The organism is Streptomyces sp. NPDC107517 (assembly GCF_055582645.1).
In genome coordinates, this window is the sequence record NZ_JBVJPM010000005.1 from 393,218 (window position 1) to 419,783 (window position 26,566).

Below are 26,566 nucleotides of genomic sequence, written 5' to 3' on the forward strand. Positions count from 1 at the left end.
GTAGCACTTCCTGCGTTTCAGCCCGTCGTCTCCCCGCCCTGCACGGTCGGGGAGACGACGGGTTCGCGCGTTTCCGGGGCCGGATGCGCGGCGCGCGGCCCCGGCACCACCGGCCGCGCTGCGGTGTCCCGCCTGAGCGCCCGCTGAACCGCCTCTCCGGGCTCAAGGCGGGCCCCGGCCGCGACGAACGACTCGAACCGCGTGTCGCCGAGGATCGCCCGGGCGTCCGACGCGCACCGCTCGTGCGGCGCGTTGTAGTGCGCCGAGCCGAACAGCGGCAGCCCCACCGACGGCCAGATCCGGCCCGCCGCGCCCTGCAGCAGCGCCGCCTCGCCCGCGTCCCCCTCCGTCACCGTGACGAGCGCCAGCAGCTCGATCGTCAGGACCGTGCCCAGCAGATCGTCGAACGTGTCCCCGATGACAAGGCACTCGCGCAGCAGCTGCCGCGCCCGCACCAGATCGCCCTTGGTCCACTCCGCATACGCCAGGACATACAGCGCGTACGCCAGCGTCCACCGCTCGCCGTGGTCCTCGCAGATCAGCCGCACGTCCTCGCACAGCTCGACCGCCGCGGCGAGGTCTCCCCGGAACGCCACGGCCATCGCCAGCTCGACCTGGCCCATCAGCACGCTGCTGTTCAGCTCACCGATCTCCCGGTAGCTGGCGAGGGCCGTCCGCAGCAGCTCCTCGGCGCGCGGCAGATCGTCCGTGACCAGCGCCAGGCAGCCCCTGCGGTGCTCCGCGTACGCGACCGCCGTGGCGTCGCCGACACGTCCCGCCTCGTCGCGGCACTCCTGGAGCGCGGCGAGCGCGGGCACCGTGTCGCCCTGGAGGATCGCCACATAGCCGAGCACCCACAGCGCCTTCAGCCGGGATCGGGCGTAGCCGCCGTCCTCGCCCTCTGCGTCGAGCTCCACACTGCGCTCCAGCCAGTGCCGCCCCTCCGACAGGCGGCCGCAGCCCGCCCAGAAGAACCACAGCGTGCCCGCGAGGTACTGCCCCAGATGCGTCTCGCCCGGCTCCGTCAGACAGAACTCCAGCGCGGCGCGCAGATTCGGCAGTTCCGCGCCGATCTGTGCCGCCACCTGCGCCTGCCGCGGCGAGAACCAGTCCAGCTCGCACCACGTGGCGAGGCCCATGTACCAGTCGCGGTGACGGCGTCGCATCCGCGCGGTGTCGCCCGACACCTCCAGCCAGTCCGCGCCGTACGCCCTGACCGTGTCGAGCAGCCGGTAGCGCACCGCGGAGTCCGCCTCCTCGCGGATCACCACGGACTGCGCGATCAGCTCGGAGAGCACATCGAGGACCGCTTCGGCGTGCAGCCCGTCCCCACTGCAGATGTACTCCGCCGCGTCCAGGTCGAACTGCCCGGAGAACACCGAGAGCCGCGCCCACAGCAGTCGCTCCTGCGCCGTGCACAGCTCATGGCTCCAGCCGATCGCCGTCCGCAGCGTCTGATGCCGCGGCAGCGCCCCGCGCGTGCCGCCCGTCAGCAGTCCGAACCGGTCGTCGAGCCGGCCGAGCAGGTCCGCGGGCGACAGCGCCCGCAGCCGCCCCGCCGCCAGTTCCACCGCGAGCGGCAGACAGTCGAGCCGCCGGCACACCTCGACGACGTCCGTCCGGTTCCCGTCGTCCAGGGCGAAGCCGGGCAGCAGCGCGGCGGCCCGGTCGGCGAAGAGCTCCGCCGCGTCCGCCGTACCGAGCGGCGCCAGCGGGAAGACACGTTCCCCCGCGACGGACAGCGGCCTGCGCCCCACCGCGAGGATCCGCAGCCCGGGCGCCGCGCCGAGCAGTTCGGTCACGAGCGAGGCGCACGCGTCGACGAGATGCTCGAACCCGTCGACGACAAGCAGGAGTTGACGCTGTCCGAGGTGGTCCAGAAGGACCTCGCGCTGCGGGCGGCTCGTGTGGTCGGTCAGTTCGAGGGCCGCGGCCAGCGCGTACTCGACCAGGTTCGGCTCGCGCACCGTGGCGAGGTCCACCCGCCGGACCGCGTCGCAGCCCAGGTGTTCAACGGCCGTGGCCGCCGCTCTCTCGGCGAAGCGGGACTTGCCGACGCCGCCGGCGCCGGTCACGGTGACCAGGCGAGCCGCCTCAAGAGCCCGCGTGAGCTCCGCGAGTTCATCGGCCCGACCGACGAAGCGGTTGAGCTGGAGGGGGAGGTTGCCGGGCGGGGTGGAACCCTTGGGCCTGTCGGCTGGGCGCAGTTCGCGTCGCATGAAGTACGGAGCGTACTCATGCGTAAGCATTCCGTACAATCGGTACGCGTAACTCCGCCCGCGGCGAGCGGTAATCCGGTACGGAGCGCGGACCCCGGCGCGATAGGCTCGGGGGACGACTTTTCGATGTTCAGGAAGCGGTGCTAAGTGTCCGGTGGAGAGGTGGCCGGGATCCTGGTGGCCGTCTTCTGGGCGATCCTGGTCTCCTTCCTCGCGGTGGCTCTGGCGAGGCTGGCCCAGACGCTCAGGGCGACCACCAAGCTCGTGGCGGATGTGACCGAGCAGGCGGTCCCGCTGCTTGCCGACGCCTCCGCGGCCGTGCGTTCCGCACAGACGCAGATCGACCGGGTCGACGCCATCGCTTCGGACGTCCAGGAGGTCACGTCGAACGCGTCGGCGCTGTCCTCCACCGTCGCCTCCACCTTCGGTGGCCCGCTCGTCAAGGTGGCCGCCTTCGGCTACGGCGTGCGCCGGGCGATCGGTCGCAAGTCCACGGGTGCCTCCGCAGCCGAAACGCCCGCCAAGCCGTCCCGCCGTACCGTGATCGTGGGCCGCGCCGTCCCGTCGGCGCGGCGCAGCAAGCGGGCCACGCGGGACAACCCGAATAAGAGGGACTGAGCAGCGATGTTCCGCCGTACGTTCTGGTTCACCGCGGGCGCAGCCGCCGGCGTATGGGCCACCACCAAGGTCAACCGCAAGCTGAAGAAGCTCACGCCGGAGAGCCTCGCCGCGCAGGCCGCGAACAAGGCGATCGAGGCGGGCCACCGCCTCAAGGACTTCGCGCTCGACGTCCGCGACGGCATGGCCGAGCGCGAGGCCGAACTCGACGACGCTCTGGGCCTCAACGCCCCGGTGGACGCCGAACTCCCCGCGCAGCGCCGCTTCGCTGTCATCGAGAACCACGTGAAGAACAACCACGTGAAGAACAACCCCAAGTACCTCGAGAACACGACGTACTCGTACAACCGGAATGAGGACCACTGATGGAGTCGGCTGAAATCCGCCGCCGCTGGCTGAGCTTCTTCGAGGAGCGTGGCCACAAGGTCGTGCCCTCGGCGTCGCTCATCGCGGACGACCCGACTCTGCTGCTCGTCCCCGCAGGCATGGTCCCGTTCAAGCCGTACTTCCTCGGCGAGGTCAAGCCGCCCGCCCCGCGCGCCACCTCCGTGCAGAAGTGCGTGCGCACGCCGGACATCGAAGAGGTCGGCAAGACGACCCGCCACGGCACGTTCTTCCAGATGTGCGGCAACTTCTCCTTCGGCGACTACTTCAAGGAAGGCGCCATCAAGTACGCCTGGGAGCTGCTCACCAGCTCCGTGGCGGACGGTGGCTACGGCCTTGAGCCCGAGAAGCTCTGGATCACGGTCTACCTCGACGACGACGAGGCCGAGCGCATCTGGCACGAGGTCGTCGGCGTGCCCAAGGAGCGCATCCAGCGCCTGGGCAAGAAGGACAACTTCTGGTCCATGGGCGTCCCCGGCCCCTGCGGCCCGTGTTCCGAGATCAACTACGACCGCGGCCCCGAGTTCGGCGTCGAGGGCGGCCCGGCCGTCAACGACGAGCGGTACGTGGAGATCTGGAACCTGGTCTTCATGCAGTACGAGCGTGGCGCCGGCATCGGCAAGGAGGACTTCGAGATCCTCGGCGACCTGCCGTCGCAGAACATCGACACCGGTCTCGGTCTCGAACGTCTCGCCATGATCCTGCAGGGCGTACAGAACATGTACGAGACGGACACCCTGCGCGTCGTCATGGACAAGGCCACCGAACTCACCGGTGTCCGGTACGGCGAGAAGCAGGACACCGACGTGTCGATGCGTGTGGTCGCCGACCACATGCGCACCTCCGTGATGCTCATCGGCGACGGCGTCACCCCCGGCAACGAGGGCCGTGGCTACGTCCTGCGCCGCATCATGCGCCGCGCCATCCGCAACATGCGCCTCATGGGCGCCACCGGTCCGGTCGTCAAGGACCTCGCCGACGTCGTGATCGACACGATGGGCCAGCAGTACCCGGAGCTCATCACCGACCGCAAGCGCATCGAGACCGTCGCCCTCGCCGAAGAGGCCGCCTTCCTCAAGGCCCTCAAGGGCGGCACGAACATCCTCGACACCGCCGTCATCGACACCAAGGCCGCGGGCGGCACGGTCCTCGCCGGCGACAAGGCGTTCCTGCTCCACGACACCTGGGGCTTCCCGATCGACCTCACCCTGGAGATGGCCGCCGAACAGGGCCTGTCCGTGGACGAGGACGGCTTCCGGCGCCTGATGAAGGAGCAGCGGGAGCGCGCCAAGGCCGACGCCCAGGCCAAGAAGACCGGCCACGCCAACGTCGGCGTCTACCGCGAGATCGCGGACGCCGCCGGCGCCACCGACTTCATCGGCTACACGTCGACCGAGGGCGAGTCCACGATCGTCGGCCTGCTGGTCAACGGCGTCTCCTCCCCGGCCGCCTCCGAGGGCGACGAGGTCGAGGTCGTCCTCGACCGCACCCCGTTCTACGCCGAGGGCGGCGGCCAGATCGGCGACACCGGCCGCATCAAGCTGGACAACGGCGCGGTGATCGAGATCCGCGACTGCCAGAAGCCCGTCCCGGGCGTCTACGTCCACAAGGGCGTCGTCCAGGTCGGCGAGGTCACCGTCGGCGCCCCGGCCCAGGCCCTCATCGACATCACGCGCCGCCGCTCCATCGCCCGCGCCCACTCCGCCACGCACCTCACGCACCAGGCGCTGCGCGACGCCCTCGGCCCGACGGCCGCCCAGGCCGGTTCCGAGAACCAGCCGGGCCGCTTCCGCTTCGACTTCGGCTCCCCGTCCGCCGTGCCCACGGCCGTGATGACGGACGTCGAGCAGAAGATCAACGAGGTGCTCTCCCGCGAGCTGGACGTCATGGCCGAGGTCATGAGCATCGACGACGCCAAGAAGCAGGGCGCCATCGCCGAGTTCGGCGAGAAGTACGGCGAGCGCGTCCGCGTCGTCACCATCGGCGACTTCTCCAAGGAGCTGTGCGGCGGCACGCACGTGCACAACACCGCCCAGCTCGGCCTGGTGAAGCTGCTCGGCGAGTCGTCCATCGGCTCGGGCGTCCGCCGCATCGAAGCCCTCGTGGGTGTCGACGCGTACAACTTCCTCGCCCGCGAGCACACGGTCGTCAACCAGCTGACCGAGCTGCTCAAGGGCCGCTCGGAGGAGCTGCCGGAGAAGGTCTCCACGATGCTCGGCAAGCTCAAGGACGCCGAGAAGGAGATCGAGAAGTTCCGCGCGGAGAAGGTCCTCCAGGCCGCCGCCGGTCTCGCCGCCGGCGCCACCGACGTACGCGGGATCGCGCTCGTCACCGGCCAGGTCCCGGACGGCACCGGCGCCGACGACCTGCGCAAGCTGGTTCTCGACGTGCGTGGCCGCATCCAGGGCGGACGCCCGGTCGTGGTGGCCCTGTTCACGACGGTCAACGGCAAGCCGCTGACGGTCATCGCCACGAACGAGGCCGCCCGCGAGCGCGGTCTGAAGGCCGGCGACCTGGTCCGCACGGCCGCCAAGACCCTCGGCGGCGGCGGTGGCGGCAAGCCGGACGTCGCCCAGGGCGGCGGCCAGAACCCGGCCGCCATCGCTGACGCTGTGGCCTCGGTCGAGCGACTCGTCGCGGAAACCGCCTGATGAGACGCGGCCGCCGGCTCGCGATCGACGTCGGGGACGCCCGGATCGGGGTCGCCTCGTGCGACCCCGACGGGATCCTCGCCACACCGGTGGAGACCGTGCCGGGACGCGATGTCCCGGCCGCCCACCGGCGGCTCAGGCAACTCGTGGAGGAGTACGAACCGATCGAGGTCGTCGTCGGACTGCCTCGCTCCCTCAAGGGGGGCGAGGGGCCGGCCGCGGCCAAGGTCCGCGCGTTCGCCCAGGAGCTGGCCGCCGGGATCGCACCCGTCGGCGTGCGGCTCGTGGACGAGAGGATGACCACAGTGACGGCCAGTCAGGGGCTGCGGGCCTCGGGCGTGAAGTCCAAAAAGGGCCGGTCTGTCATCGACCAGGCGGCCGCCGTCATCATCCTCCAGCAGGCACTGGAGTCCGAACGGGCGTCAGGTAAAGCTCCGGGCGAGGGCGTCGAAGTGGTCATCTGATCGCGATACGGTAACGTTCCGCGCGATCGGCGGCGTTCGAACAGCTGCCGCACAGCATCAAGAGGCGGAACGGTTGCCCTGCCACCCAGACGCGGCCGCCGCCTCGCGGCTTGTAGGGGATCGATGACTGAGTATGGCCGGGGCCCGGGCTCCGAACCGTGGCATCCCGAGGACCCGTTGTACGGGGACCAGGGGTGGGGGCAGCAGGCCGCCGACGGCCAGCCTGCCTACGGCGGCCAGGGGCAGTACCACCCTCAGCAGCCGCAACAGCACCCTCAGGCCCAGCAGCAGCCGCAGCAGTACGGCGGCGAGTGGGGCACCGGTCAGCACGCTCAGTACGGCCAGCAGCAGTACGGAGGCGGCCAGCAGTACGGCGGCCAGCCGCAGGGTGGCGGCCAGCAGTACGGCGGCCAGCCGCAGGGTGGCGGCTGGGACACCGGTCAGCACGGCCACGTCCCGTACAACGCCGACCCGGCGGACCCGTACGGCGGTCAGCAGCAGCCTGTCGCGTACGGCGGTGAGCAGCCGGATCTCTACGGCACCCCGGACGCGTACCCGCCGCCGGAGCCGCCCGGTCGGCGCGGGGCCGCCGCGGAGCCGGAGACGACCTGGGACCCGGGCCCCGACCAGGGCGAGCACGCGTTCTTCGCCGGTGGCGGCGATGACGAGGGCGACGACTACGACGACCCGCGCGACCGGGGCGGCCGCCGCGGCGGCAAGAAGCCGAAGAGGCGGCGCAGCGGATGCGCCTGCCTGGTCCTCACCGTGATCTTCGCGGGCGGCGTCGGCGGTGTCGGCTATTTCGGCTATCAGTTCTATCAGGACCGTTTCGGATCGGCGCCGGATTATGCGGGGTCCGGAAATGGCGAATCCGTTTCCGTGGACATTCCCAAGGGCGCGGGCGGCTATGTCATCGGCCAGCGTCTGAAGGACGCGGGCGTCATCAAGAGCGTGGACGCCTTCGTCTCGGCGCAGGAGCAGAATCCTCGGGGCAAGTCCATTCAGGACGGCGGATACACGCTCGAGAAGGAAATGTCGGCCGAAAGCGCGGTCGAGTTGATGCTCAGCCCGAGCAGCCGGAACAACTTGATCATTGCCGAGGGCCGCCGCAACGTGTGGGTCTACGAGCAGGTCGACAAGCGGCTCGGCATCGCGAAGGGCACGACGCAAAAGGTCGCGAAGAAGGACTACAAGAAGCTCGGTCTGCCCTCCTGGGCCATGAACGAGCCGAATGTGAAGGACCCCCTGGAAGGGTTCCTCTACCCGTCCAGCTACGGCGTCGCCAAGGGCGGGAACCCCGAGGCGGTCCTCAAGCAGATGGTGTCGCGGGCGACCGAGAAGTACGAGGCCTACGGCGTCGAGAAGAAGGCCAAGAGCCTTGGCCTCGACAGCCCGTGGCAGCTGATCACGGTGGCGAGCCTCGCGCAGGCCGAGGGCACGAGCCACGACGACTTCCGCAAGATGGCCGAGGTCGTCTACAACCGTCTCAAGCCCGGCAACGAGCAGACGAACGGAATGCTGGAGTTCGACTCCACATACAACTACGTCAAGAACCAGAGCAAGATCGACCTGAGCCTCACCGCGCTGCGCAAGTACGACAACCGCTACAACACGTACTACTACAAGGGCCTGCCGCCCGGGCCGATCGGAAACCCGGGTGAGGAAGCTCTGAAGGGCGCAATCGACCCGACCAGCGACGGCTGGTACTACTTCATCTCGATGGACGGCAAGACCAGCGAGTTCACCAAGACGAACGAGGAACACCAGAAGCTGGTCGACAAGTGGAACGCGTCGAGGAAGAACTGATGCCGGCAATCAGGAGGGCGGCCGTACTCGGGTCGCCCATCGCCCACTCCCTTTCTCCGGTGCTGCACCGCGCCGCCTACGAGGAACTGGGTCTGACGGACTGGTCCTACGACCGCTTCGAGGTCGACGAGGTCGCCCTGCCCGACTTCCTGGCCGGGCTCGGGCCCGAGTGGGCGGGCCTCTCGCTGACCATGCCGCTGAAGCGTGCCGTGATCCCGCTGCTCGACACGATCAGTGACACGGCCGCCTCCGTCGAGGCCGTCAACACCGTCGTCCTCACCGAGGACGGGCACAAGGTCGGCGACAACACCGACATCCCGGGGATGGTCGCCGCCCTCGCCGAGCGCGGCATCGACAAGGTCGAGTCCGCCGCGATCCTGGGCGCGGGCGCCACCGCATCCTCCGCGCTCGCCGCCCTGTCGCGGATCTGCACCGGCGAGATCGTCGCGTACGTACGCAGTGATGCCCGCGCCGCCGAGATGCGGGAATGGGGCGAGCGGCTCGACGTGGACGTCAAGATCGGGAAGTGGTCGGACGCGGCGCGTGCCCTGACCTCGCCGCTGGTCGTCGCCACGACGCCGGCCGGGACCACGGACGCCCTCGCCGCCGGCATCCCCGAACGGCCCGGCACCCTCTTCGACGTCCTCTACGAGCCCTGGCCGACGCAGCTCGCGGCCCGCTGGTCCGGGTACGGCGGAGCGGTCGTCAGCGGGCTCGACCTGCTGGTGCACCAGGCCGTCCTCCAGGTCGAGCAGATGACGGGACGCGCCCCGGCGCCGCTCGGTGCGATGCGCCGGGCGGGGGAGCGGGCGCTCGCCGGCTGACCCGGACCGTGCCCGTCCCGGCGTCCGTCTGATGGACCGGGGGCCGGGTCGGGTGCGCGGACGTGGGAGGATCGGGGGTGGCGGGCCAGGGCCGCGCACCCGGCCGCGCCATCGCAGTTCGAGGCGCGAGCAAGAGGAGCACCGTTGAGCAGGTTGCGCTGGCTGACCGCTGGGGAGTCCCACGGACCCGCACTTGTCGCGACGCTGGAGGGACTTCCCGCCGGCGTGCCGATCACCACGGAGATGGTGGCGGACCACCTGGCCCGGCGGCGGCTCGGCTATGGACGCGGCGCGCGGATGAAGTTCGAGCGCGACGAGGTGACCTTCCTCGGCGGCGTGCGTCACGGCCTGACCATGGGCTCGCCGGTCGCGGTCATGGTGGGCAACACCGAGTGGCCCAAGTGGGAGCAGGTCATGTCGGCCGACCCGGTCGACCCCGAGATCCTCGCCGATCTGGCGCGCAACGCGCCGCTGACCCGGCCCCGCCCGGGTCACGCCGACCTCGCCGGCATGCAGAAGTACGGCTTCGACGAGGCCCGGCCGATCCTGGAGCGGGCCTCCGCCCGTGAGACGGCGGCCCGTGTCGCGCTCGGCGCCATCGCCCGCTCCTACCTCAAGGAGACGGCCGGCATCGAGATCGTCAGCCACGTCACCGAGCTGGCGAGCGCCAAGGCGCCCTACGGCGTCTACCCGACCCCGGCCGACGTCGACAAGCTCGACGCCGACCCGGTGCGCTGCCTGGACGCGGACGCGTCGAAGGCGATGGTCGCGGAGATCGACCAGGCCCACAAGGACGGCGACACCCTCGGCGGCGTCGTCGAGGTCCTCGCCTACGGAGTGCCGGTGGGCCTCGGCTCGCACGTGCACTGGGACCGGCGTCTTGACGCCCGCCTCGCGGGAGCCCTCATGGGCATCCAGGCCATCAAGGGCGTCGAGGTCGGCGACGGCTTCGAGCTCGCCCGCGTGCCCGGCTCGAAGGCGCACGACGAGATCGTGACGACCGCCGACGGCATCAAGCGCACGTCGGGCCGCTCCGGCGGCACCGAGGGCGGCCTCACCACCGGTGAACTGCTGCGCGTGCGCGCCGCGATGAAGCCGATCGCGACGGTCCCGCGCGCGCTCGCCACCATCGACGTGGCGACCGGCGAGGCCGCGAAGGCCCACCACCAGCGCTCCGACGTGTGCGCGGTCCCGGCCGCCGGCATCGTCGCCGAGGCCATGGTCGCGCTCGTGCTCGCCGACGCCGTCGCGGAGAAGTTCGGCGGCGACAGCGTCCCCGAGACCCGGCGCAACGTGCAGTCGTACCTCGACCACCTCCAGATCCGGTGACCGGCCCGCTGGTCGTACTCGTCGGCCCGATGGGCGTCGGCAAGTCCACGGTGGGGGAGCTGCTCGCCGAGTGGCTCGGCTGCCCCTACCGGGACACCGACGCGGACATCGTGGCCGCCCAGGGCCGCCCCATCGCGGACATCTTCGTGGACGAGGGCGAGCCCCACTTCCGCGCGCTCGAACGGCAGGCCGTGCGCGAAGCCGTCGCCGGGCACACCGGTGTGCTCGCGCTCGGCGGCGGAGCGATCCTCGACGAGTCGACGCGCGCGCTGCTGGCCCCGCTCCCCGTCGTCTATCTGTCGATGGACGTCGAGGAGGCGGTCAAGCGGACCGGCCTCAACACCGCCCGTCCGCTGCTCGCCGTCAACCCGCGCCGTCAGTGGCGCGAGCTGATGGAAGCCCGCCGCCACCTGTACACCGAAGTCGCCCGCGTCGTCGTACCCACTGACGACCGCACCCCCGAAGAGGTCGCCCGCGCGGTCCTCGACGCCCTGGAGTTGAAGAAGGCATGACCGAGCAGCAGGTGACCCGGATCCAGGTCGGCGGCACAGCCGGTACCGACCCGTACGAGGTCCTCGTCGGACGTCAGCTCCTGGGCGAACTCGGCGGCCTGATCGGCGACTCCGCCCAGCGCGTCGCGATCATCCACCCGGAGGCGCTCGCCGAGACCGGTGAAGCGCTGCGCGGCGACCTCGCCGACCAGGGCTTCGAGGTCGTCGCCATCCAGGTGCCCAACGCCGAGGAGGCCAAGACCGCAGAGGTCGCCGCCTACTGCTGGAAGGCGCTGGGCCAGTCCGGCTTCACCCGTACCGACGTCATCGTCGGCGTGGGCGGCGGCGCCACCACGGACCTCGCCGGGTTCGTGGCCGCGACGTGGCTGCGCGGGGTGCGCTGGATCGCCGTGCCGACCACCGTGCTCGGCATGGTGGACGCGGCCGTCGGCGGCAAGACCGGGATCAACACCGCCGAGGGCAAGAACCTCGTGGGGTCCTTCCACCCGCCGGCCGGCGTGCTCTGCGACCTCGCGGCCCTCGACTCGCTGCCGGTCAACGACTTCGTGTCCGGGCTCGCGGAGATCATCAAGGCCGGCTTCATCGCCGACCCGGCGATCCTCGACCTGATCGAGTCCGACCCCGAGGCGGCACGCTCCCCGAAGGGCCCGCACACCGCCGAGCTCATCGAGCGTTCCATCAAGGTCAAGGCCGAGGTCGTCTCCGGCGACCTCAAGGAGTCGGGCCTGCGCGAGATCCTCAACTACGGGCACACCCTCGCGCACGCCATCGAGAAGAACGAGCGGTACAAGTGGCGGCACGGCGCCGCCGTTTCCGTCGGCATGCACTTCGCCGCCGAACTCGGCCGCCTCGCCGGACGCCTGGACGACGCGACCGCCGACCGGCACCGCACCGTCCTCGAGTCCGTCGGGCTGCCCCTGAGCTACCGCTACGACCAGTGGCCCAAGCTCCTGGAGAACATGAAGGTCGACAAGAAGTCCCGCGGCAACCTGCTGCGGTTCATCGTCCTCGACGGCCTCGCCAAGCCGACGGTCCTCGAAGGACCCGACCCGGCCGTGCTCCTCGCGGCGTACGGCGAAGTGGCCGAATAGCTCCCGTCTTCGGGCACTTCGCGACCTCCCCGGCCGTTCACACAACGGCGGCCGGGGAAGGTACCGTTCGGTAGCGCCTTGTTCGCCGGCGCCAGTTGCCTGTACGAGACGGAGTCGCACCGGATGCAGCACGGAGTGGGTTCGCCGCTGCCGCCGCCCCCTCAGCCGGGGCACGGACCGGCCGCCGGCTGGTCCCAGGCCGGGCATCACCCGGGCGCCCAGCCGGGCCCCGGACCGGCGGGTCCACCACCGCCTGCCCCAGGCTTCGCCGGCCCACCCGGCCCCTCGGGCCCGGCACCGCACGCACCCGCGCCGCACGCCCCGGTGCCCGCCCCGCACCAACCCGCCCCGCACCCCCAGGCCCCGCCCGCCCAGCCGCCGCAGGGCCGGCCCCCGTACCCGGGCGCCCCCCAGCAGGCCCCGCAGCCCCCCTCACGGGACACCACGGGCCATGTGCCGCTCCCGCCCGGCGGCCCCGTCGCCATGCCGAGCCCCCCGCCGGCCGCGGGCACCGCCGACGCCACCGCCACGACGCTCGCCGTCCTGCTCATCGGCCCCGCCGGCGCGGGCAAGACGAGCGTCGCCAAGTACTGGGCGGACCAGCGCCGCGTCCCCACCGCCCACATCAGCCTCGACGACGTACGCGAGTGGGTGCGCTCCGGATTCGCCGACCCGCAGTCGGGGTGGAACGACCACTCCGAGGCCCAGTACCGCCTCGCCCGCCGCACCTGCGGCTTCGCCGCGCGCAACTTCCTGGCCAACGGCATCTCCTGCGTCCTCGACGACGCCGTCTTCCCGGACCGTCCGGTCGTGGGCCTCGGCGGCTGGAAGCGGCACGTGGGCCCCGGCCTGCTGCCCGTGGTGCTGCTCCCCGGCCTGGAGATCGTCCTCGAGCGCAACGCGGAGCGCAGCGGGAACCGCCGCCTCACCGACGAGGAAGTCGCCCGCATCCACGGCCGCATGGCCGGCTGGTACGGCTCGGGTCTGCCCATCATCGACAACTCCCAGATGGACGTGCCCACCACCGCCCGCGTCCTCGACGACGTCCTCGCCCGCTCGATCGCGAGTCCGCCCCAGTGGTAGCAGGCTGCGCGGAGCGCTCCGGAGAGGCCACCTCGCCGCCCGTCCGGACGCACTGACCAGGCCACGCACCTCTGTCACTCGTACGCTCGATTCATGTCAGAGGTGTACGCGGCCCGTAGGGACCGGCTGAGGGAGCGCGCTGCGGCGGGCGGCAGTACCGCCGTCCTCGTCTCGCGCCCCGCCAACGTTCGCTATCTCGCGGGCGCGGCGCCCCACGGCGCCGTACTCCTGCTGGGCAAGGGCCCCGGCGCCGAAGGCGACGTCCTGATGTGCCGGGTGCCGCCCAGTGAACAGCCCGCCGAGGGGCGGCCCGACGAGTCGCTGCGGATCCAGGTGCTCGATGCGCCCGGCGGGGACCCCGCCGTCGCCGCCGCCGACGTCGCGCTGACCCTCGGGGCGGATTCGCTCGCCGTCGAGGAGCACCATCTGACCGTGGCCAGGCACCGGGCGCTCGGCTCCGTGGCGCCCCGGCTGCGCCTCGGCGACCTGGGCGGCGCCGTGGAGCAGCTGCGGCTCGTCAAGGACGAGGAGGAGATCTCCTGTCTGCGCATCGCCGCCGAGATCGCCGACCAGGCCCTCGGTGAACTGCTCGAATCGATCCTTGTCGGCCGCACCGAACGCCACCTCGCCCTGGAGCTGGAGCGCCGCCTCGTCGACCACGGCGCCGACGGCCCCGCCTTCCCCACCTCCGTCGGCACCGGGCCGAACTCGGGCCGCGGCGCCCACCGCCCCACCGATCGCCGCGTGGAGGAGGGCGACTTCCTCTCGGTCTGCCTCGGCGCCGCCTATCGCGGCTACCGCTGCGAGATCGGCCGTACGTTCGTCATCGGCACCTCGCCCGCGGACTGGCAGATCGACCTGTACGACCTGGTCTTCGCAGCCCAGAGGGCCGCCCGGGAGAGCCTCGCACCCGGCGCCGAGTGCCGTGAGGTGGACCGCGCGGCACGCCACGTACTGGACTCCGCGGGGTACGCGGACGGCCTCTCACAGCTCACCGGACACGGTGTCGGACTCGAAATCGACGAGGAGCCGCAGTTGGCCCCCGCGGCCATGGGTAAACTGGACCTTTGTGTGCCGGTCACCGTCGAACCGGGGGTCCACCTTCCGGGCCGGGGCGGTGTCCGGATCGATGACACGCTCGTCGTGCGCCCCGAGGCGGACGGCGGACCCGAGCTACTCACCATTACGACCAAGGAGCTGCTCGCGCTGTAAGGCGCGCGCGCCCGGGGTCGTCCATCGTCAGTCCAGGAGATTCCGCAACCGTGGCTTCCACGAACGACCTCAAGAACGGCCTGGTGCTCAAGCTCGACGGGGGCCAGCTCTGGTCCGTCGTCGAGTTCCAGCACGTCAAGCCCGGCAAGGGCCCTGCCTTTGTGCGCACCAAGCTCAAGAACGTGCTCTCCGGGAAGGTCGTCGACAAGACCTTCAACGCCGGCGTCAAGGTCGAGACGGCCACGATCGACAAGCGCGACATGCAGTTCTCGTACATGGACGGCGAGTACTTCGTCTTCATGGACATGGAGACCTACGACCAGCTCATGGTCGACCGCAAGGCCGTCGGCGACGCCGCCAACTTCCTGATCGAGGGCTTCACCGCCTCCGTCGCGCAGCACGAGGGCGAGGTGCTCTTCGTCGAGCTGCCGGCCGCCGTCGAGCTCGTCGTCCAGGAGACCGAGCCCGGCGTCCAGGGCGACCGCTCCACCGGTGGCACCAAGCCCGCCACGCTGGAGACCGGCCACCAGATCCAGGTGCCGCTCTTCATCACGACCGGCGAGAAGATCAAGGTCGACACCCGCACGAGCGACTACCTCGGCCGGGTGAACAGCTAACCGTGGCTGCTCGCAACACGGCCCGCAAGCGCGCCTTCCAGATCCTTTTCGAGGCAGACCAGCGCGGAGTCGACGTCCAGACGGTCCTCGCGGACTGGATCCGGCACTCCCGGTCCGACACCCGGCAGCCGCCGGTCAGCGAGTACACGATGGAGCTGGTCGAGGGATACGCGCGCAAGACCGCGCGTATCGACGAGCTCATCTCGCAGTACGCCGTCGGGTGGACCCTGGACAGGATGCCGGTCGTCGACCGCAACATCCTGCGCCTGGGCGCCTACGAGCTCGTCTGGGTCGACGACACCCCGGACGCCGTGGTGCTCGACGAGGCCGTGCAGCTCGCCAAGGAGTTCTCCACGGACGACTCCCCGGCCTTCGTCAATGGGCTTCTGGGCCGCTTCAAGGACCTGAAGCCGACGCTGCGCCGCGACGAGGCGTAGCAGGCCGGCAGCGACAGCCGGCAGGCCCGGAGCGGAACACTGAATCAGTGTTCCGCTCCGGGCCTGCTGCGTTCCTGGACGACGGCAGGGTACGGAAACGCCGAAGGGGCAGGCCGCGAAAACGCGGGCCCGCCCCTCCGGCGTGACGTTTCTGCCGACTTCTGTCCGTCAGAGGTCGTCGTGTGCGACGGCGCGACGCGCGTCGGCGTCCAGGACGCCCCAGCTGATGAGCTGCTCGGTGAGGACCGAGGGCGACTGGTCGTAGATGACGGCGAGGGTGCGCAGGTCGTCCTGGCGGATCGACAGCACCTTGCCGTTGTAGTCGCCGCGCTGGGACTGGATCGTCGCCGCGTAGCGCTGCAGGGGGCCCGCCTTCTCCGGCGGGACGTGGGCCAGGCGCTCCAGGTCGAGGACGAGCTTGGGCGGGGGCTCGGCCGCACCGCCCGGCGTGGTGCCCGGCAGGAGTTCCTGCACCGGCACGCCGTAGAAGTCCGCCAGCTCCGCGAGGCGCTGCACGGTCACGGCACGGTCGCCGCGCTCGTACGAACCGACCACGACCGCCTTCCAGCGTCCCTGGGACTTCTCCTCGACACCGTGGAGGGAAAGGCCCTGCTGGGTGCGGATGGCGCGGAGCTTGGCCCCGAGCTGTTTGGCGTATTCGCTGGACATATAGCTCCCGGACGCTGTATCAACGTGCGGCTCCGCCGCGTGGCTGGTAACTCACTGTGAGGTTACGCAGCGTTACTTGGCTGCGTCAAGCCGAGTGGTCCGCTACCGACCATCCCCCGGAACGGCGTCTCTCGCACCTCCAGGGGGGTGATCAGGGGCGTTGCGGGCCTGGTACCGTTGATGGCGCAAATCCGACGTCCTTTAAGGTCCGTCCCGTGAGGCGGAGAAGGGGGTCCGTTTTTTATGGACATCAGCAGTTCCGATGAGGCACGCCCCGTACTCGAGGGCCCCGACATCGCGCGGGTACTGACCCGCATCGCTCACGAGATCGTCGAGCGCGCCAAGGGCGCCGAAGACGTCGTGCTCCTGGGCATTCCCACCCGCGGCGTCTTCCTGGCCCGCCGGCTCGCGGACAAGCTCGAAGAGATCACCGGACGCAAGATCCCGGTCGGCTCCCTCGACATCACCATGTACCGCGACGACCTGCGCATGCACCCGCCGCGGGCGCTGGCCCGCACGGAGATCCCCGCCGACGGCATCGACAGCCGCCTCGTCGTCCTCGTCGACGACGTGCTCTTCTCCGGCCGCACCATCCGCGCCGCACTCGACGCCCTGAACGACATCGGGCGCCCCCGCGCCGTGCAGCTCGCGGTCCTCGTCGACCGCGGCCACCGCGAACTCCCCATTCGCGCCGACTACGTCGGCAAGAACCTCCCCACGTCGCTGCGGGAGACGGTCAAGGTCCAGCTCGCCGAGGAGGACGGACGCGACTCCGTGCTGCTCGGCGCCAAGCGGACCGCTCCGGCCGGCGAGCAGTAGCCACCCTCAGCCCGACCCTGAGGGTGCTGCCGCGCGCCCGTATGCCCGAATACTCCTGAACTTTCCTACGGAGCCTCCCCGATGATGCGACACCTCATCTCGGCCGCCGACCTCACCCGCGACGACGCCGTCCTCATCCTCGACACCGCCGAGGAGATGGCCCGGGTCGCCGACCGGCCGATCAAGAAGCTGCCCGCCCTGCGCGGCCGCACGATCTGCAACCTCTTCTTCGAGGACTCGACCCGCACCCGGATCTCCTTCGAGGCCGCCGAGAAGCGCCTCTCCGCGGATGTCATCAACTTCGCCGCCAAGGGATCCAGCGTCTCCAAGGGCGAGTCCCTCAAGGACACCGCGCAGACCCTGGAGGCGATGGGCGTCGACGCCGTCGTCATCCGGCACGGCGCCTCCGGCGCGCCCTACCGCCTCGCCACCTCGGGCTGGATCGACGCCCCGGTCATCAACGCGGGCGACGGCACCCACCAGCACCCCACGCAGGCGCTCCTCGACGCGTTCACGATGCGCCGCCGCCTGGTCGGGCGCGACGCCGGACTCGGCAAGGACCTCGAGGGCAAGCGCATCACGCTCGTCGGGGACGTCCTGCACAGCCGCGTCGCCCGCTCGAACGTCGACCTGCTGCACACCCTCGGCGCCGAGGTCACCCTCGTCGCCCCGCCGACCCTCGTCCCGGTCGGCGTCGAGACCTGGCCCTGCGAGGTCTCCTACGACCTCGACAGCACCCTGCCGAAGTCCGACGCCGTCATGATGCTGCGCGTCCAGCGCGAGCGGATGAACGCCGCCTTCTTCCCGACCGAGCGCGAGTACTCGCGTCGCTACGGCCTGGACGGCGACCGCATGGCGAAGATGCCCGAGCACGCCATCGTGATGCACCCGGGCCCGATGGTCCGCGGCATGGAGATCACCGCCGAGGTCGCCGACTCCGACCGCTGCACGGTCATCGAGCAGGTCGCCAACGGCGTCTCCATCCGCATGGCCGTCCTGTACCTGCTTCTGGGCGGCAACGAGCCCGCCGTCACCCACACCCGTACCGAGGAGAAGTAAGAACCATGAGCAAGATCCTTATCCGAGGTGCGAAGGTGCTCGGCGGCGAGCAGCAGGACGTCCTGATCGACGGCTCCGTCATCGAGGCGGTCGGCACCGGCCTGTCCGCCGAGGGCGCCCAGGTCGTCGAGGCCGGCGGCAAGGTGCTCCTGCCTGGTCTCGTCGACCTGCACACCCACCTGCGCGAGCCCGGCCGTGAGGACTCCGAGACCGTCCTCACCGGTACCCAGGCGGCCGCCTCCGGTGGCTACACCGCCGTGTTCGCCATGGCCAACACCTTCCCGGTCGCCGACACCGCCGGCGTCGTCGAGCAGGTCTACCGGCTCGGCCAGGAGCACGGCTACTGCGACGTGCAGCCCATCGGCGCCGTCACCGTCGGCCTGGAGGGCAAGAAGCTCGCCGAACTCGGCGCCATGCACGAGTCCGCCGCCGGCGTCACCGTCTTCTCCGACGACGGCAAGTGCGTCGACGACGCGGTGATCATGCGCCGCGCCCTGGAGTACGTGAAGGCCTTCGGCGGCGTGGTCGCCCAGCACGCCCAGGAGCCCCGCCTCACCGAGGGCGCCCAGATGAACGAGGGCGTCGTGTCGGCGGAGCTCGGGCTCGGCGGCTGGCCCGCCGTCGCCGAGGAGTCGATCATCGCCCGCGACGTACTGCTCGCCGAGCACGTCGGCTCCCGCGTCCACATCTGCCACCTGTCCACGGCCGGCAGCGTCGAGATCGTGCGCTGGGCCAAGTCCCGCGGCATCGACGTCACCGCCGAGGTCACCCCGCACCACCTGCTCCTCACCGACGAGCTGGTCCGCTCGTACAACCCCGTGTACAAGGTCAACCCGCCGCTGCGCACCGAGCGCGACGTGATGGCCCTGCGCGAGGCGCTCGCCGACGGCACGATCGACATCGTCGCCACCGACCACGCCCCGCACCCGCACGAGGACAAGGACTGCGAGTGGGCGGCGGCCGCCATGGGCATGGTCGGGCTCGAGACCGCCTTGTCCGTCGTGCAGCAGACGATGGTCGAGACCGGGCTGCTCGACTGGGCCGGCGTCGCCGACCGCATGTCCGTCAAGCCCGCGCAGATCGGCGGCGCCAAGGGCCACGGACGGCCCGTCTCGGCAGGTGAGCCCGCGAACCTCGTCCTGGTCGACGCCGATTACCGTGGAGCCGTGGACCCCGCCGGCTTCGCCTCGCGCAGCCGCAACACGCCCTACGAGGGGCGTGAGCTGCCCGGGCGCGTCACGCACACGTGGCTGCGGGGCAAGGCCACGCTCGTCGACGGGAAGCTCGCGTGACACGACTGACGCAACCACTGGCAGTGCTCGCCGCCGAACGGAAGTCGGCGGACGTGACGGACTGGCCCGACCGGATCGGCTGGATCGTCGGACTGCTCCTCTTCATCGCGCTCGTCTACTGGCTGATGCGCCAGGGCTGGAAGTGGCGCGGCACCCTCCAGGGCGACCTGCCGCCGCTCCCCGCCCGCCCGTCTCCCACCGCCACCCTCAGCGGAGGCGGCAAGCCGCCACTGCCCGGCATGCCGTCCGCGCCCGGTCCGGCCAGACTTGAGCTGAGCGGCCGGTACCACGGCTCCACGACCGCGGGGCAGTGGCTCGACCGCATCGTGGCGCACGGCCTCGGCACCCGCAGCCGCGTCGAGCTCACGCTCACGGACGCGGGTCTGGACGTCGTACGCCCCGGGGCCACGGACTTCTTCATCCCCGTCGCACAGCTGCGCGAGGCCCGGCTCGACAAGGGCATCGCCGGCAAGGTCCTCACGGAGGGCGGTCTCCTGATCGTCACCTGGGGGCACGGGGACAAGCTGATCGACTCCGGCTTCCGCTCCGACCACGCCGCGGAGCAGGCCGAGTGGGTCGAGACCCTCAACAACATGATCGACACGAACAGCACAAGCAGTATGAGCAGCTCAAGCAGCACGAACAGCACGACCATCACGACGGAAGGCACCGCACGATGACGACCTCCACCCGGGGAGCCGCCAACGCTCCCGCCGTACTCGTCCTGGAGGACGGCCGCATCTTCCGCGGCCGCGCCTACGGGGCCGTGGGGGAGACCTTCGGTGAGGCGGTGTTCAACACCGGCATGACCGGTTACCAGGAGACGCTGACCGACCCGTCGTACCACCGGCAGGTCGTCGTGATGACGGCCCCGCACGTCGGCAACACCGGCGTGAACGACGAGGACCCCGAGTCGCAGCAGATCTGGGTCGCGGGCTACGTCGTGCGGGACCCCGCGCGCGTGCCCTCCAACTGGCGCTCCCGGCGCTCGCTCGACGAGGAGCTGCGCAAGCAGGGCGTCGTCGGCATCAGCGGCATCGACACCCGCGCCCTCACCCGCCACCTGCGCGAGCGCGGCGCCATGCGCGTCGGCATCTTCTCCGGCAACGCGCTGCCCGACGACGGCACGATGCTCGCCGAGGTGCGCCAGGCGCCCGAGATGAAGGGCGCGAACCTCGCCGCCGAGGTCGCCACCAAGGAGGCGTACGTCGTCCCCGCGATCGGTGAGAAGAAGTTCACCGTCGCCGCCGTCGACCTCGGCATCAAGGGCATGACCCCGCACCGGATGGCCGAGCGCGGCATCGAGGTGCACGTGCTGCCCGCGACGGCCACGGCCGAGGACATCTACGCGGTCCGGCCCGACGGCGTTTTCTTCTCCAACGGCCCGGGCGACCCGGCCACCGCCGACGGCCCCGTCGCGGTCATGCGGGAGGTCCTCTCCCGCAAGACCCCGCTGTTCGGCATCTGCTTCGGCAACCAGATCCTCGGCCGCGCCCTCGGCTTCGGCACCTACAAGCTGAAGTACGGCCACCGAGGCATCAACCAGCCGGTGCAGGACCGTACGACCGGCAAGGTCGAGGTCACCGCGCACAACCACGGATTCGCCGTCGACGCCCCGCTCGACAAGGTCTCCGACACCCCCTTCGGCCGCGCCGAGGTCTCCCACGTCTGCCTGAACGACCAGGTCGTCGAGGGTCTGCACCTCCTCGACCAGCCGGCGTTCAGCGTCCAGTACCACCCCGAGGCAGCGGCGGGCCCGCACGACGCGGCCTACCTGTTCGACCGCTTCGTAGAGCTCATGTCAGAAAAGGGAGCCCAGCGTGCCTAAGCGCACCGATATCCAGTCCGTCCTGGTCATCGGTTCCGGACCGATCGTCATCGGCCAGGCCGCCGAGTTCGACTACTCGGGCACCCAGGCCTGCCGCATCCTGCGCGCCGAGGGCCTGCGGGTCATCCTCGTGAACTCCAACCCGGCCACGATCATGACCGACCCGGAGATCGCCGACGCCACGTACGTCGAGCCGATCACCCCCGAGTTCGTCGAGAAGATCATCGCCAAGGAGCGCCCCGACGCGCTCCTGCCCACCCTCGGTGGCCAGACCGCGCTCAACACCGCGATCTCCATGCACGAGAACGGCGTCCTCGAGAAGTACGGCGTCGAGCTCATCGGCGCCAACGTCGAGGCCATCAACAAGGGCGAGGACCGCGACCTCTTCAAGGGCGTCGTCGAGGCCGTCAACGCCAAGATCGGCCACGGCGAGTCCGCCCGCTCGGTCATCTGCCACACCATGGACGACGTCATCAAGGGCGTCGACACGCTCGGCGGCTACCCCGTCGTCGTCCGCCCCTCGTTCACGATGGGCGGCGCGGGCTCCGGCTTCGCGCACGACGAGGAGGAGCTGCGCCGCATCGCCGGCCAGGGCCTGACCCTGTCTCCCACCACCGAGGTGCTCCTGGAGGAGTCCATCCTCGGCTGGAAGGAGTACGAGCTCGAGCTGATGCGCGACAAGAACGACAACGTCGTGGTCGTCTGCTCCATCGAGAACTTCGACCCGATGGGCGTCCACACGGGTGACTCGATCACCGTCGCCCCGGCGATGACGCTCACCGACCGCGAGTACCAGCGGCTGCGCGACATCGGCATCGCGATCATCCGCGAGGTCGGCGTCGACACCGGCGGCTGCAACATCCAGTTCGCGATCGACCCGGTCGACGGCCGGATCATCGTCATCGAGATGAACCCGCGCGTCTCCCGCTCCTCGGCGCTCGCGTCGAAGGCCACGGGCTTCCCGATCGCGAAGATCGCCGCCAAGCTGGCCGTCGGCTACACGCTCGACGAGATCCCGAACGACATCACCGAGAAGACGCCGGCCTCCTTCGAGCCGACGCTCGACTACGTGGTCGTCAAGGCCCCGCGGTTCGCCTTCGAGAAGTTCCCGTCCGCCGACTCCACCCTCACCACCACCATGAAGTCGGTGGGCGAGGCCATGGCGATCGGCCGCAACTTCACCGAGGCGCTCCAGAAGGCGCTGCGCTCCCTGGAGAAGAAGGGCAGCCAGTTCACCTTCGTCGGCGAGCCCGGTGACAAGACCGCGCTCCTCGAAGAGGCCGTCCGCCCGACCGACGGCCGCATCAACACCGTCATGCAGGCCATCCGCGCCGGCGCCACCCAGGAAGAGGTCTTCGAGTACACGAAGATCGACCCCTGGTTCGTCGACCAGCTCTTCCTCATCAAGGAGCTCGCCGACGAGGTGGCCGCCGCCGAGCGCCTCGACGTCGACCTGATCGCCGAGGCCAAGCGGCACGGCTTCTCCGACGCCCAGATCGCCGAGATCCGCGGCCTGCGCGAGGACGTCGTCCGCGAGGTGCGCCACGCGCTCGGGGTCCGCCCGGTCTACAAGACGGTCGACACCTGCGCCGCCGAGTTCGCCGCGAAGACCCCGTACTTCTACTCGTCGTACGACGAGGAGAGCGAGGTCGCGCCGCGCACCAAGCCCGCAGTGATCATCCTGGGCTCCGGCCCGAACCGCATCGGCCAGGGCATCGAGTTCGACTACTCCTGCGTCCACGCCTCCTTCGCTCTGAGCGAGGCCGGCTACGAGACCGTGATGGTCAACTGCAACCCGGAGACCGTGTCCACGGACTACGACACCTCCGACCGCCTGTACTTCGAGCCGCTGACGCTCGAGGACGTCCTGGAGATCGTCCACGCGGAGTCCCTCGCGGGCCCGATCGCGGGCGTCGTCGTCCAGCTCGGCGGCCAGACCCCGCTGGGCCTGTCGCAGGCGCTCAAGGACAACGGCGTACCGGTCGTGGGCACTTCGCCCGAGGCCATCCACGCCGCCGAGGACCGCGGCGCCTTCGGCCGCGTCCTCGCCGAGGCCGGACTGCCCGCGCCCAAGCACGGCACGGCGACCACCTTCTCCGAGGCCAAGGCCATCGCCGACGAGATCGGCTACCCGGTCCTCGTCCGCCCGTCGTACGTCCTCGGCGGCCGCGGCATGGAGATCGTGTACGACGAGGCCCGCCTCGCCTCGTACATCGAGGAGTCCACGGAGATCTCCCCGTCCCGCCCCGTGCTCGTCGACCGCTTCCTCGACGACGCGATCGAGATCGACGTGGACGCGCTCTACGACGGTCACGAGCTCTACCTCGGCGGCGTCATGGAGCACATCGAGGAGGCCGGCATCCACTCCGGCGACTCGGCGTGCGCCCTGCCCCCGATCACCCTGGGCGGCTTCGACATCAAGCGCCTGCGTGCCTCGACCGAGGCCATCGCCAAGGGCGTCGGCGTCCGCGGCCTGATCAACATCCAGTTCGCCATGGCCGGCGACATCCTGTACGTCCTCGAGGCCAACCCCCGTGCCTCGCGCACCGTCCCCTTCACCTCGAAGGCGACCGCGGTGCCGCTCGCCAAGGCCGCCGCGCGCATCTCGCTCGGCGCGACCGTGGCCGAGCTGCGCGCGGAGGGCCTGCTCCCGAAGACCGGCGACGGCGGCACGCTGCCGCTGGACGCGCCGATCTCCGTCAAGGAGGCCGTGATGCCGTGGAGCCGCTTCCGCGACATCCAGGGCCGCGGTGTGGACACCGTCCTCGGCCCGGAGATGCGCTCCACCGGCGAGGTCATGGGCATCGACTCGGTCTTCGGCACGGCGTACGCCAAGTCGCAGGCCGGTGCGTACGGCCCGCTGCCGACGAAGGGCCGCGCGTTCATCTCGGTCGCCAACCGGGACAAGCGCACGATGATCTTCCCGGCGCGCGAGCTCGTCGCCCACGGCTTCGAACTGCTCGCCACGTCCGGCACCGCCGAGGTGCTGCGCCGCAACGGCATCAACGCCACGGTCGTGCGCAAGCTCAGCGAGGGCGAGGGCCCGAACGGCGAGAAGACCATCGTCCAGCTCATCCACGACGGCCAGGTCGACCTCATCGTCAACACCCCGTACGGCACGGGCGGCCGCCTCGACGGCTACGAGATCCGTACGGCGGCGGTGGCGCGCAGCGTCCCGTGCCTGACCACGGTGCAGGCCCTCGCGGCCGCCGTACAGGGCATCGACGCCCTCAACCACGGTGACGTGGGCGTCCGCTCACTCCAGGAACACGCGGAACACCTGACCGCGGCCCGCGACTAGCAGCCCACAGAGGGGGACATCGGAAACGGTGTCCCCCTCCGTGTGAGGACACCCACGATGTACAAACTCTTCTTCAACCTCGTCTTCAAGCGCATGGACCCGGAGCAGGCCCACTACCTGGCCTTCCGCTGGATCCGCCTCGCCGCCCGCGTCCCGGTGCTCCGCACGTTCGTCGCCGCCGTCCTCGCGCCCCGCCACGAAGAGCTGCGCACGGAGGCCCTCGGCCTGCGGATGCACGGCCCCTTCGGGCTCGCCGCGGGCTTCGACAAGAACGCCGTCGCGATCGACGGCATGACGATGCTCGGCTTCGACCACATCGAGATCGGCACCGTCACGGGCGAGCCGCAGCCCGGCAACCCCAAGAAGCGCCTGTTCCGCCTGGTGCCGGACCGCGCGCTGATCAACCGCATGGGCTTCAACAACGAGGGCTCCGCGGCCGTGGCGGAGCGCCTGGCGGCCCGCAGGCCCGCCTTCAGGGCCACGGTCGGCGTGAACATCGGCAAGACCAAGGTCGTGCCCGAGGAGGAGGCGGCCGGCGACTACGTGAAGTCGACCGAGCGGCTCGCCGCCCACGCCGACTACCTGGTTGTGAACGTCTCCTCGCCGAACACGCCCGGCCTGCGCAACCTCCAGGCCACCGAGGCGCTGCGCCCGCTCCTGACCGCCGTGCGCGAGGCCGCCGACCGCACCGTCACCTCGCGCCGTGTTCCCCTCCTGGTGAAGATCGCTCCCGACCTCGCCGACGAGGACGTCGACGCCGTCGCCGACCTGGCGGTGGAGCTCGGTCTCGACGGGATCATCGCCACGAACACCACCATCGCGCGCGACGGCCTCGGTCTGACCTCCGACCCGTCCCTCGTGAAGGAGACCGGCGGCCTGTCCGGCGCGCCCCTCAAGGCACGCTCCCTGGAGGTCCTCAGGCGCCTCTACGCGCGCGTGGGGGACCGGATCACCCTGGTGGGCGTCGGCGGCATCGAGAACGCCGAGGACGCCTGGCAGCGCATTCTCGCCGGTGCCACCCTCGTCCAGGGCTACAGCGCCTTCATCTACGAGGGTCCGTTTTATGCTCGCGCCATCCACAAGGGCCTCGCCGCCCGCCTGAACGCCTCGCCGTACGCCACCCTCGCCGACGCCGTCGGCGCCGACGTGAAGAAGGCCCACGCATGACGGTTCTCGAACCCTTCGGCGCCCGCCTGCGCCGCGCCATGGACGAGCGCGGCCCCCTGTGCGTGGGCATCGACCCGCACGCGGCACTCCTGTCGGCCTGGGGCCTGAACGACGACATCGACGGCCTGGAGCGCTTCACGCGGATCTCGGTCGAGGCGCTCGCCGACACCGTCGCCGTCGTCAAGCCGCAGTCGGCGTTCTTCGAGCGCTTCGGCTCGCGCGGCGTCGCCGTCCTGGAGCGCGCCGTCGCGGACCTGCGCGCCGCCGGCACGCTGGTCGTCATGGACGCCAAGCGCGGCGACATCGGCTCCACCATGGCCGCGTACGCGGAGACCTTCCTGCACAAGGACTCCCCGCTCTTCTCGGACGCCCTCACCGTCTCGCCGTACCTCGGCTACGGGTCCCTGAAGCCGGCCGTCGACCTGGCCCGCGAGTCCGGCGCCGGGCTCTTCGTCCTCGCCCTGACCTCCAACCCGGAGGGCGGCGAGGTCCAGCACGCCGTACGCGCCGACGGGCGCAACGTGGGCGCGACGATGCTCGCCCACCTCTCCGAGGAGAACGCGGGCGAGACGCCCATGGGCTCCTTCGGAGCGGTCGTCGGCGCGACGCTCGGGGACCTGTCCTCGTACGACCTGGACATCAATGGTCCGCTCCTCGCCCCGGGCATCGGGGCTCAGGGCGCGACCGCGGCGGACCTGCCGGTCGTCTTCGGCGCGGCCGCGCGCAACGTCGTCCCGAACGTCAGCCGCGCCGTCCTGAAGGCGGGCCCCTCGGTCGCCGCCCTGCGCGACGCGTCGGTCCGCTTCGCCGACGAGGTCCGTGCGGCGGTCGTCGCCGCCTGACCCGGTCCGAACGCCCGAAGGCCCCCGCACGCGTGTGCGGGGGCCTTCTGCGTGCCCGTGAGACATCCGGAATGCGGGCACCACGTCACGGATTCGCAGCTGTTCTTGTCACCGAGGGGGGCCGGGAGGCGCTGCCGAGGTGCGAAAACGGTCTTCGCGGGGGCCTTCGGGAGCCTCCTTGACCATTCCGTGATGTTTCAGCGAGGCCTCGGGGAGGGGTTCGTATCCGGATCCGGGCAGAAATCCGGGGTCATATGTCTGTAATGTCTGGCTCGACGGAGGCTGACCAGGACTTTTCGTCTGTTCTCGCTGACTCAGGCGGTCCTGGCCGCTAGTCTCCGT

23 protein-coding genes are annotated in these 26,566 nt (G+C 70.7%); 21 read left to right on the plus strand and 2 right to left on the minus strand.

Going from position 1 to position 26,566, the window contains the following annotated elements:
* Positions 1–17: 17 nt before the first annotated feature.
* Entirely contained in the window at positions 18–2,219 is a 2,202-nt protein-coding gene (locus ACZ67T_RS15300) for an ATP-binding protein (protein ID WP_469984269.1), read from the minus strand.
* A 147-nt stretch (positions 2,220–2,366) separates the two neighbouring features.
* Here ACZ67T_RS15300 and ACZ67T_RS15305 point away from each other — a divergent pair, with 147 nt between their 5' ends.
* The 13 genes from ACZ67T_RS15305 (at position 2,367) to nusB (ending at position 15,247) form a co-directional block, all read left to right on the plus strand.
* A complete protein-coding gene (locus tag ACZ67T_RS15305) occupies positions 2,367–2,837 on the plus strand; it encodes a DUF948 domain-containing protein (RefSeq protein ID WP_469984270.1) in 471 nt (156 codons plus the stop codon).
* A 6-nt stretch (positions 2,838–2,843) separates the two neighbouring features.
* Complete coding sequence (locus ACZ67T_RS15310) at positions 2,844–3,203, plus strand: DUF6167 family protein (RefSeq protein ID WP_116503396.1); 360 nt, start codon at positions 2,844–2,846, stop codon at positions 3,201–3,203.
* Positions 3,203–5,872, plus strand: a complete 2,670-nt coding sequence (alaS, locus tag ACZ67T_RS15315; protein WP_469984272.1) for an alanine--tRNA ligase — start codon at positions 3,203–3,205, stop codon at positions 5,870–5,872. Before ACZ67T_RS15310 ends, alaS begins: the two co-directional genes overlap by 1 nt.
* Positions 5,872–6,336, plus strand: a complete 465-nt coding sequence (ruvX, locus tag ACZ67T_RS15320) for a Holliday junction resolvase RuvX (RefSeq protein ID WP_469984273.1) — start codon at positions 5,872–5,874, stop codon at positions 6,334–6,336. Before alaS ends, ruvX begins: the two co-directional genes overlap by 1 nt.
* 123 nt (positions 6,337–6,459) lie before the next feature.
* Positions 6,460–8,142, plus strand: coding sequence for an endolytic transglycosylase MltG (mltG, locus tag ACZ67T_RS15325; RefSeq protein WP_469984274.1), 1,683 nt, complete (start codon positions 6,460–6,462; stop codon positions 8,140–8,142).
* On the plus strand, positions 8,142–8,966 hold the full coding sequence (locus ACZ67T_RS15330; RefSeq protein ID WP_469984275.1) for a shikimate dehydrogenase: 825 nt from the start codon (positions 8,142–8,144) through the stop codon (positions 8,964–8,966). The genes mltG and ACZ67T_RS15330 overlap by 1 nt, the downstream gene beginning before the upstream one ends.
* Before the next feature lie 144 nt (positions 8,967–9,110).
* Positions 9,111–10,295, plus strand: a complete 1,185-nt coding sequence (gene aroC, locus ACZ67T_RS15335) for a chorismate synthase (protein WP_469984276.1) — start codon at positions 9,111–9,113, stop codon at positions 10,293–10,295.
* Complete coding sequence (locus ACZ67T_RS15340) at positions 10,292–10,807, plus strand: shikimate kinase (protein ID WP_326776720.1); 516 nt, start codon at positions 10,292–10,294, stop codon at positions 10,805–10,807. Before aroC ends, ACZ67T_RS15340 begins: the two co-directional genes overlap by 4 nt.
* Positions 10,804–11,898 carry a 3-dehydroquinate synthase gene (gene aroB, locus ACZ67T_RS15345; RefSeq protein ID WP_469984278.1) on the plus strand — a complete coding sequence of 365 codons (1,095 nt, stop codon included), beginning with the start codon at positions 10,804–10,806 and terminating at the stop codon, positions 11,896–11,898. The genes ACZ67T_RS15340 and aroB overlap by 4 nt, the downstream gene beginning before the upstream one ends.
* 123 nt (positions 11,899–12,021) lie before the next feature.
* A complete protein-coding gene (locus ACZ67T_RS15350; protein ID WP_469984279.1) occupies positions 12,022–12,981 on the plus strand; it encodes an AAA family ATPase in 960 nt (319 codons plus the stop codon).
* A gap of 93 nt (positions 12,982–13,074) precedes the next feature.
* Positions 13,075–14,193, plus strand: coding sequence for an aminopeptidase P family protein (locus ACZ67T_RS15355; protein WP_469984281.1), 1,119 nt, complete (start codon positions 13,075–13,077; stop codon positions 14,191–14,193).
* A 50-nt stretch (positions 14,194–14,243) separates the two neighbouring features.
* Entirely contained in the window at positions 14,244–14,810 is a 567-nt protein-coding gene (gene efp, locus ACZ67T_RS15360) for an elongation factor P (RefSeq protein ID WP_127828530.1), read from the plus strand.
* A gap of 2 nt (positions 14,811–14,812) precedes the next feature.
* Positions 14,813–15,247, plus strand: coding sequence for a transcription antitermination factor NusB (gene nusB / locus ACZ67T_RS15365; RefSeq protein WP_100597416.1), 435 nt, complete (start codon positions 14,813–14,815; stop codon positions 15,245–15,247).
* 168 nt (positions 15,248–15,415) lie between these two features.
* On the opposite strand, the gene bldD is transcribed toward nusB, so the two are convergent.
* Positions 15,416–15,916, minus strand: a complete 501-nt coding sequence (gene bldD / locus ACZ67T_RS15370; RefSeq protein WP_100597417.1) for a transcriptional regulator BldD — start codon at positions 15,914–15,916, stop codon at positions 15,416–15,418.
* 243 nt (positions 15,917–16,159) lie between these two features.
* Between bldD and pyrR the strand changes: the two genes are divergently transcribed.
* From pyrR to pyrF, 8 genes are all read left to right on the plus strand, one after another.
* Positions 16,160–16,735, plus strand: coding sequence for a bifunctional pyr operon transcriptional regulator/uracil phosphoribosyltransferase PyrR (gene pyrR, locus ACZ67T_RS15375; protein ID WP_469984282.1), 576 nt, complete (start codon positions 16,160–16,162; stop codon positions 16,733–16,735).
* A gap of 81 nt (positions 16,736–16,816) precedes the next feature.
* A complete protein-coding gene (locus tag ACZ67T_RS15380; RefSeq protein WP_100597419.1) occupies positions 16,817–17,794 on the plus strand; it encodes an aspartate carbamoyltransferase catalytic subunit in 978 nt (325 codons plus the stop codon).
* 5 nt (positions 17,795–17,799) lie between these two features.
* A complete protein-coding gene (locus tag ACZ67T_RS15385; RefSeq protein ID WP_469984283.1) occupies positions 17,800–19,086 on the plus strand; it encodes a dihydroorotase in 1,287 nt (428 codons plus the stop codon).
* Entirely contained in the window at positions 19,083–19,766 is a 684-nt protein-coding gene (locus tag ACZ67T_RS15390) for a PH-like domain-containing protein (protein WP_469984284.1), read from the plus strand. The genes ACZ67T_RS15385 and ACZ67T_RS15390 overlap by 4 nt, the downstream gene beginning before the upstream one ends.
* On the plus strand, positions 19,763–20,914 hold the full coding sequence (carA, locus tag ACZ67T_RS15395) for a glutamine-hydrolyzing carbamoyl-phosphate synthase small subunit (protein ID WP_469984285.1): 1,152 nt from the start codon (positions 19,763–19,765) through the stop codon (positions 20,912–20,914). Before ACZ67T_RS15390 ends, carA begins: the two co-directional genes overlap by 4 nt.
* Entirely contained in the window at positions 20,907–24,215 is a 3,309-nt protein-coding gene (carB, locus tag ACZ67T_RS15400; RefSeq protein WP_469984286.1) for a carbamoyl-phosphate synthase large subunit, read from the plus strand. The genes carA and carB overlap by 8 nt, the downstream gene beginning before the upstream one ends.
* Positions 24,216–24,272: 57 nt before the next feature.
* Positions 24,273–25,382: a quinone-dependent dihydroorotate dehydrogenase gene (locus ACZ67T_RS15405; RefSeq protein WP_469984287.1), complete on the plus strand. Its 1,110-nt coding sequence runs from the start codon at positions 24,273–24,275 to the stop codon at positions 25,380–25,382.
* Positions 25,379–26,224: an orotidine-5'-phosphate decarboxylase gene (gene pyrF / locus ACZ67T_RS15410; protein WP_469984288.1), complete on the plus strand. Its 846-nt coding sequence runs from the start codon at positions 25,379–25,381 to the stop codon at positions 26,222–26,224. The genes ACZ67T_RS15405 and pyrF overlap by 4 nt, the downstream gene beginning before the upstream one ends.
* The last annotated feature ends 342 nt before the right edge of the window (positions 26,225–26,566 follow it).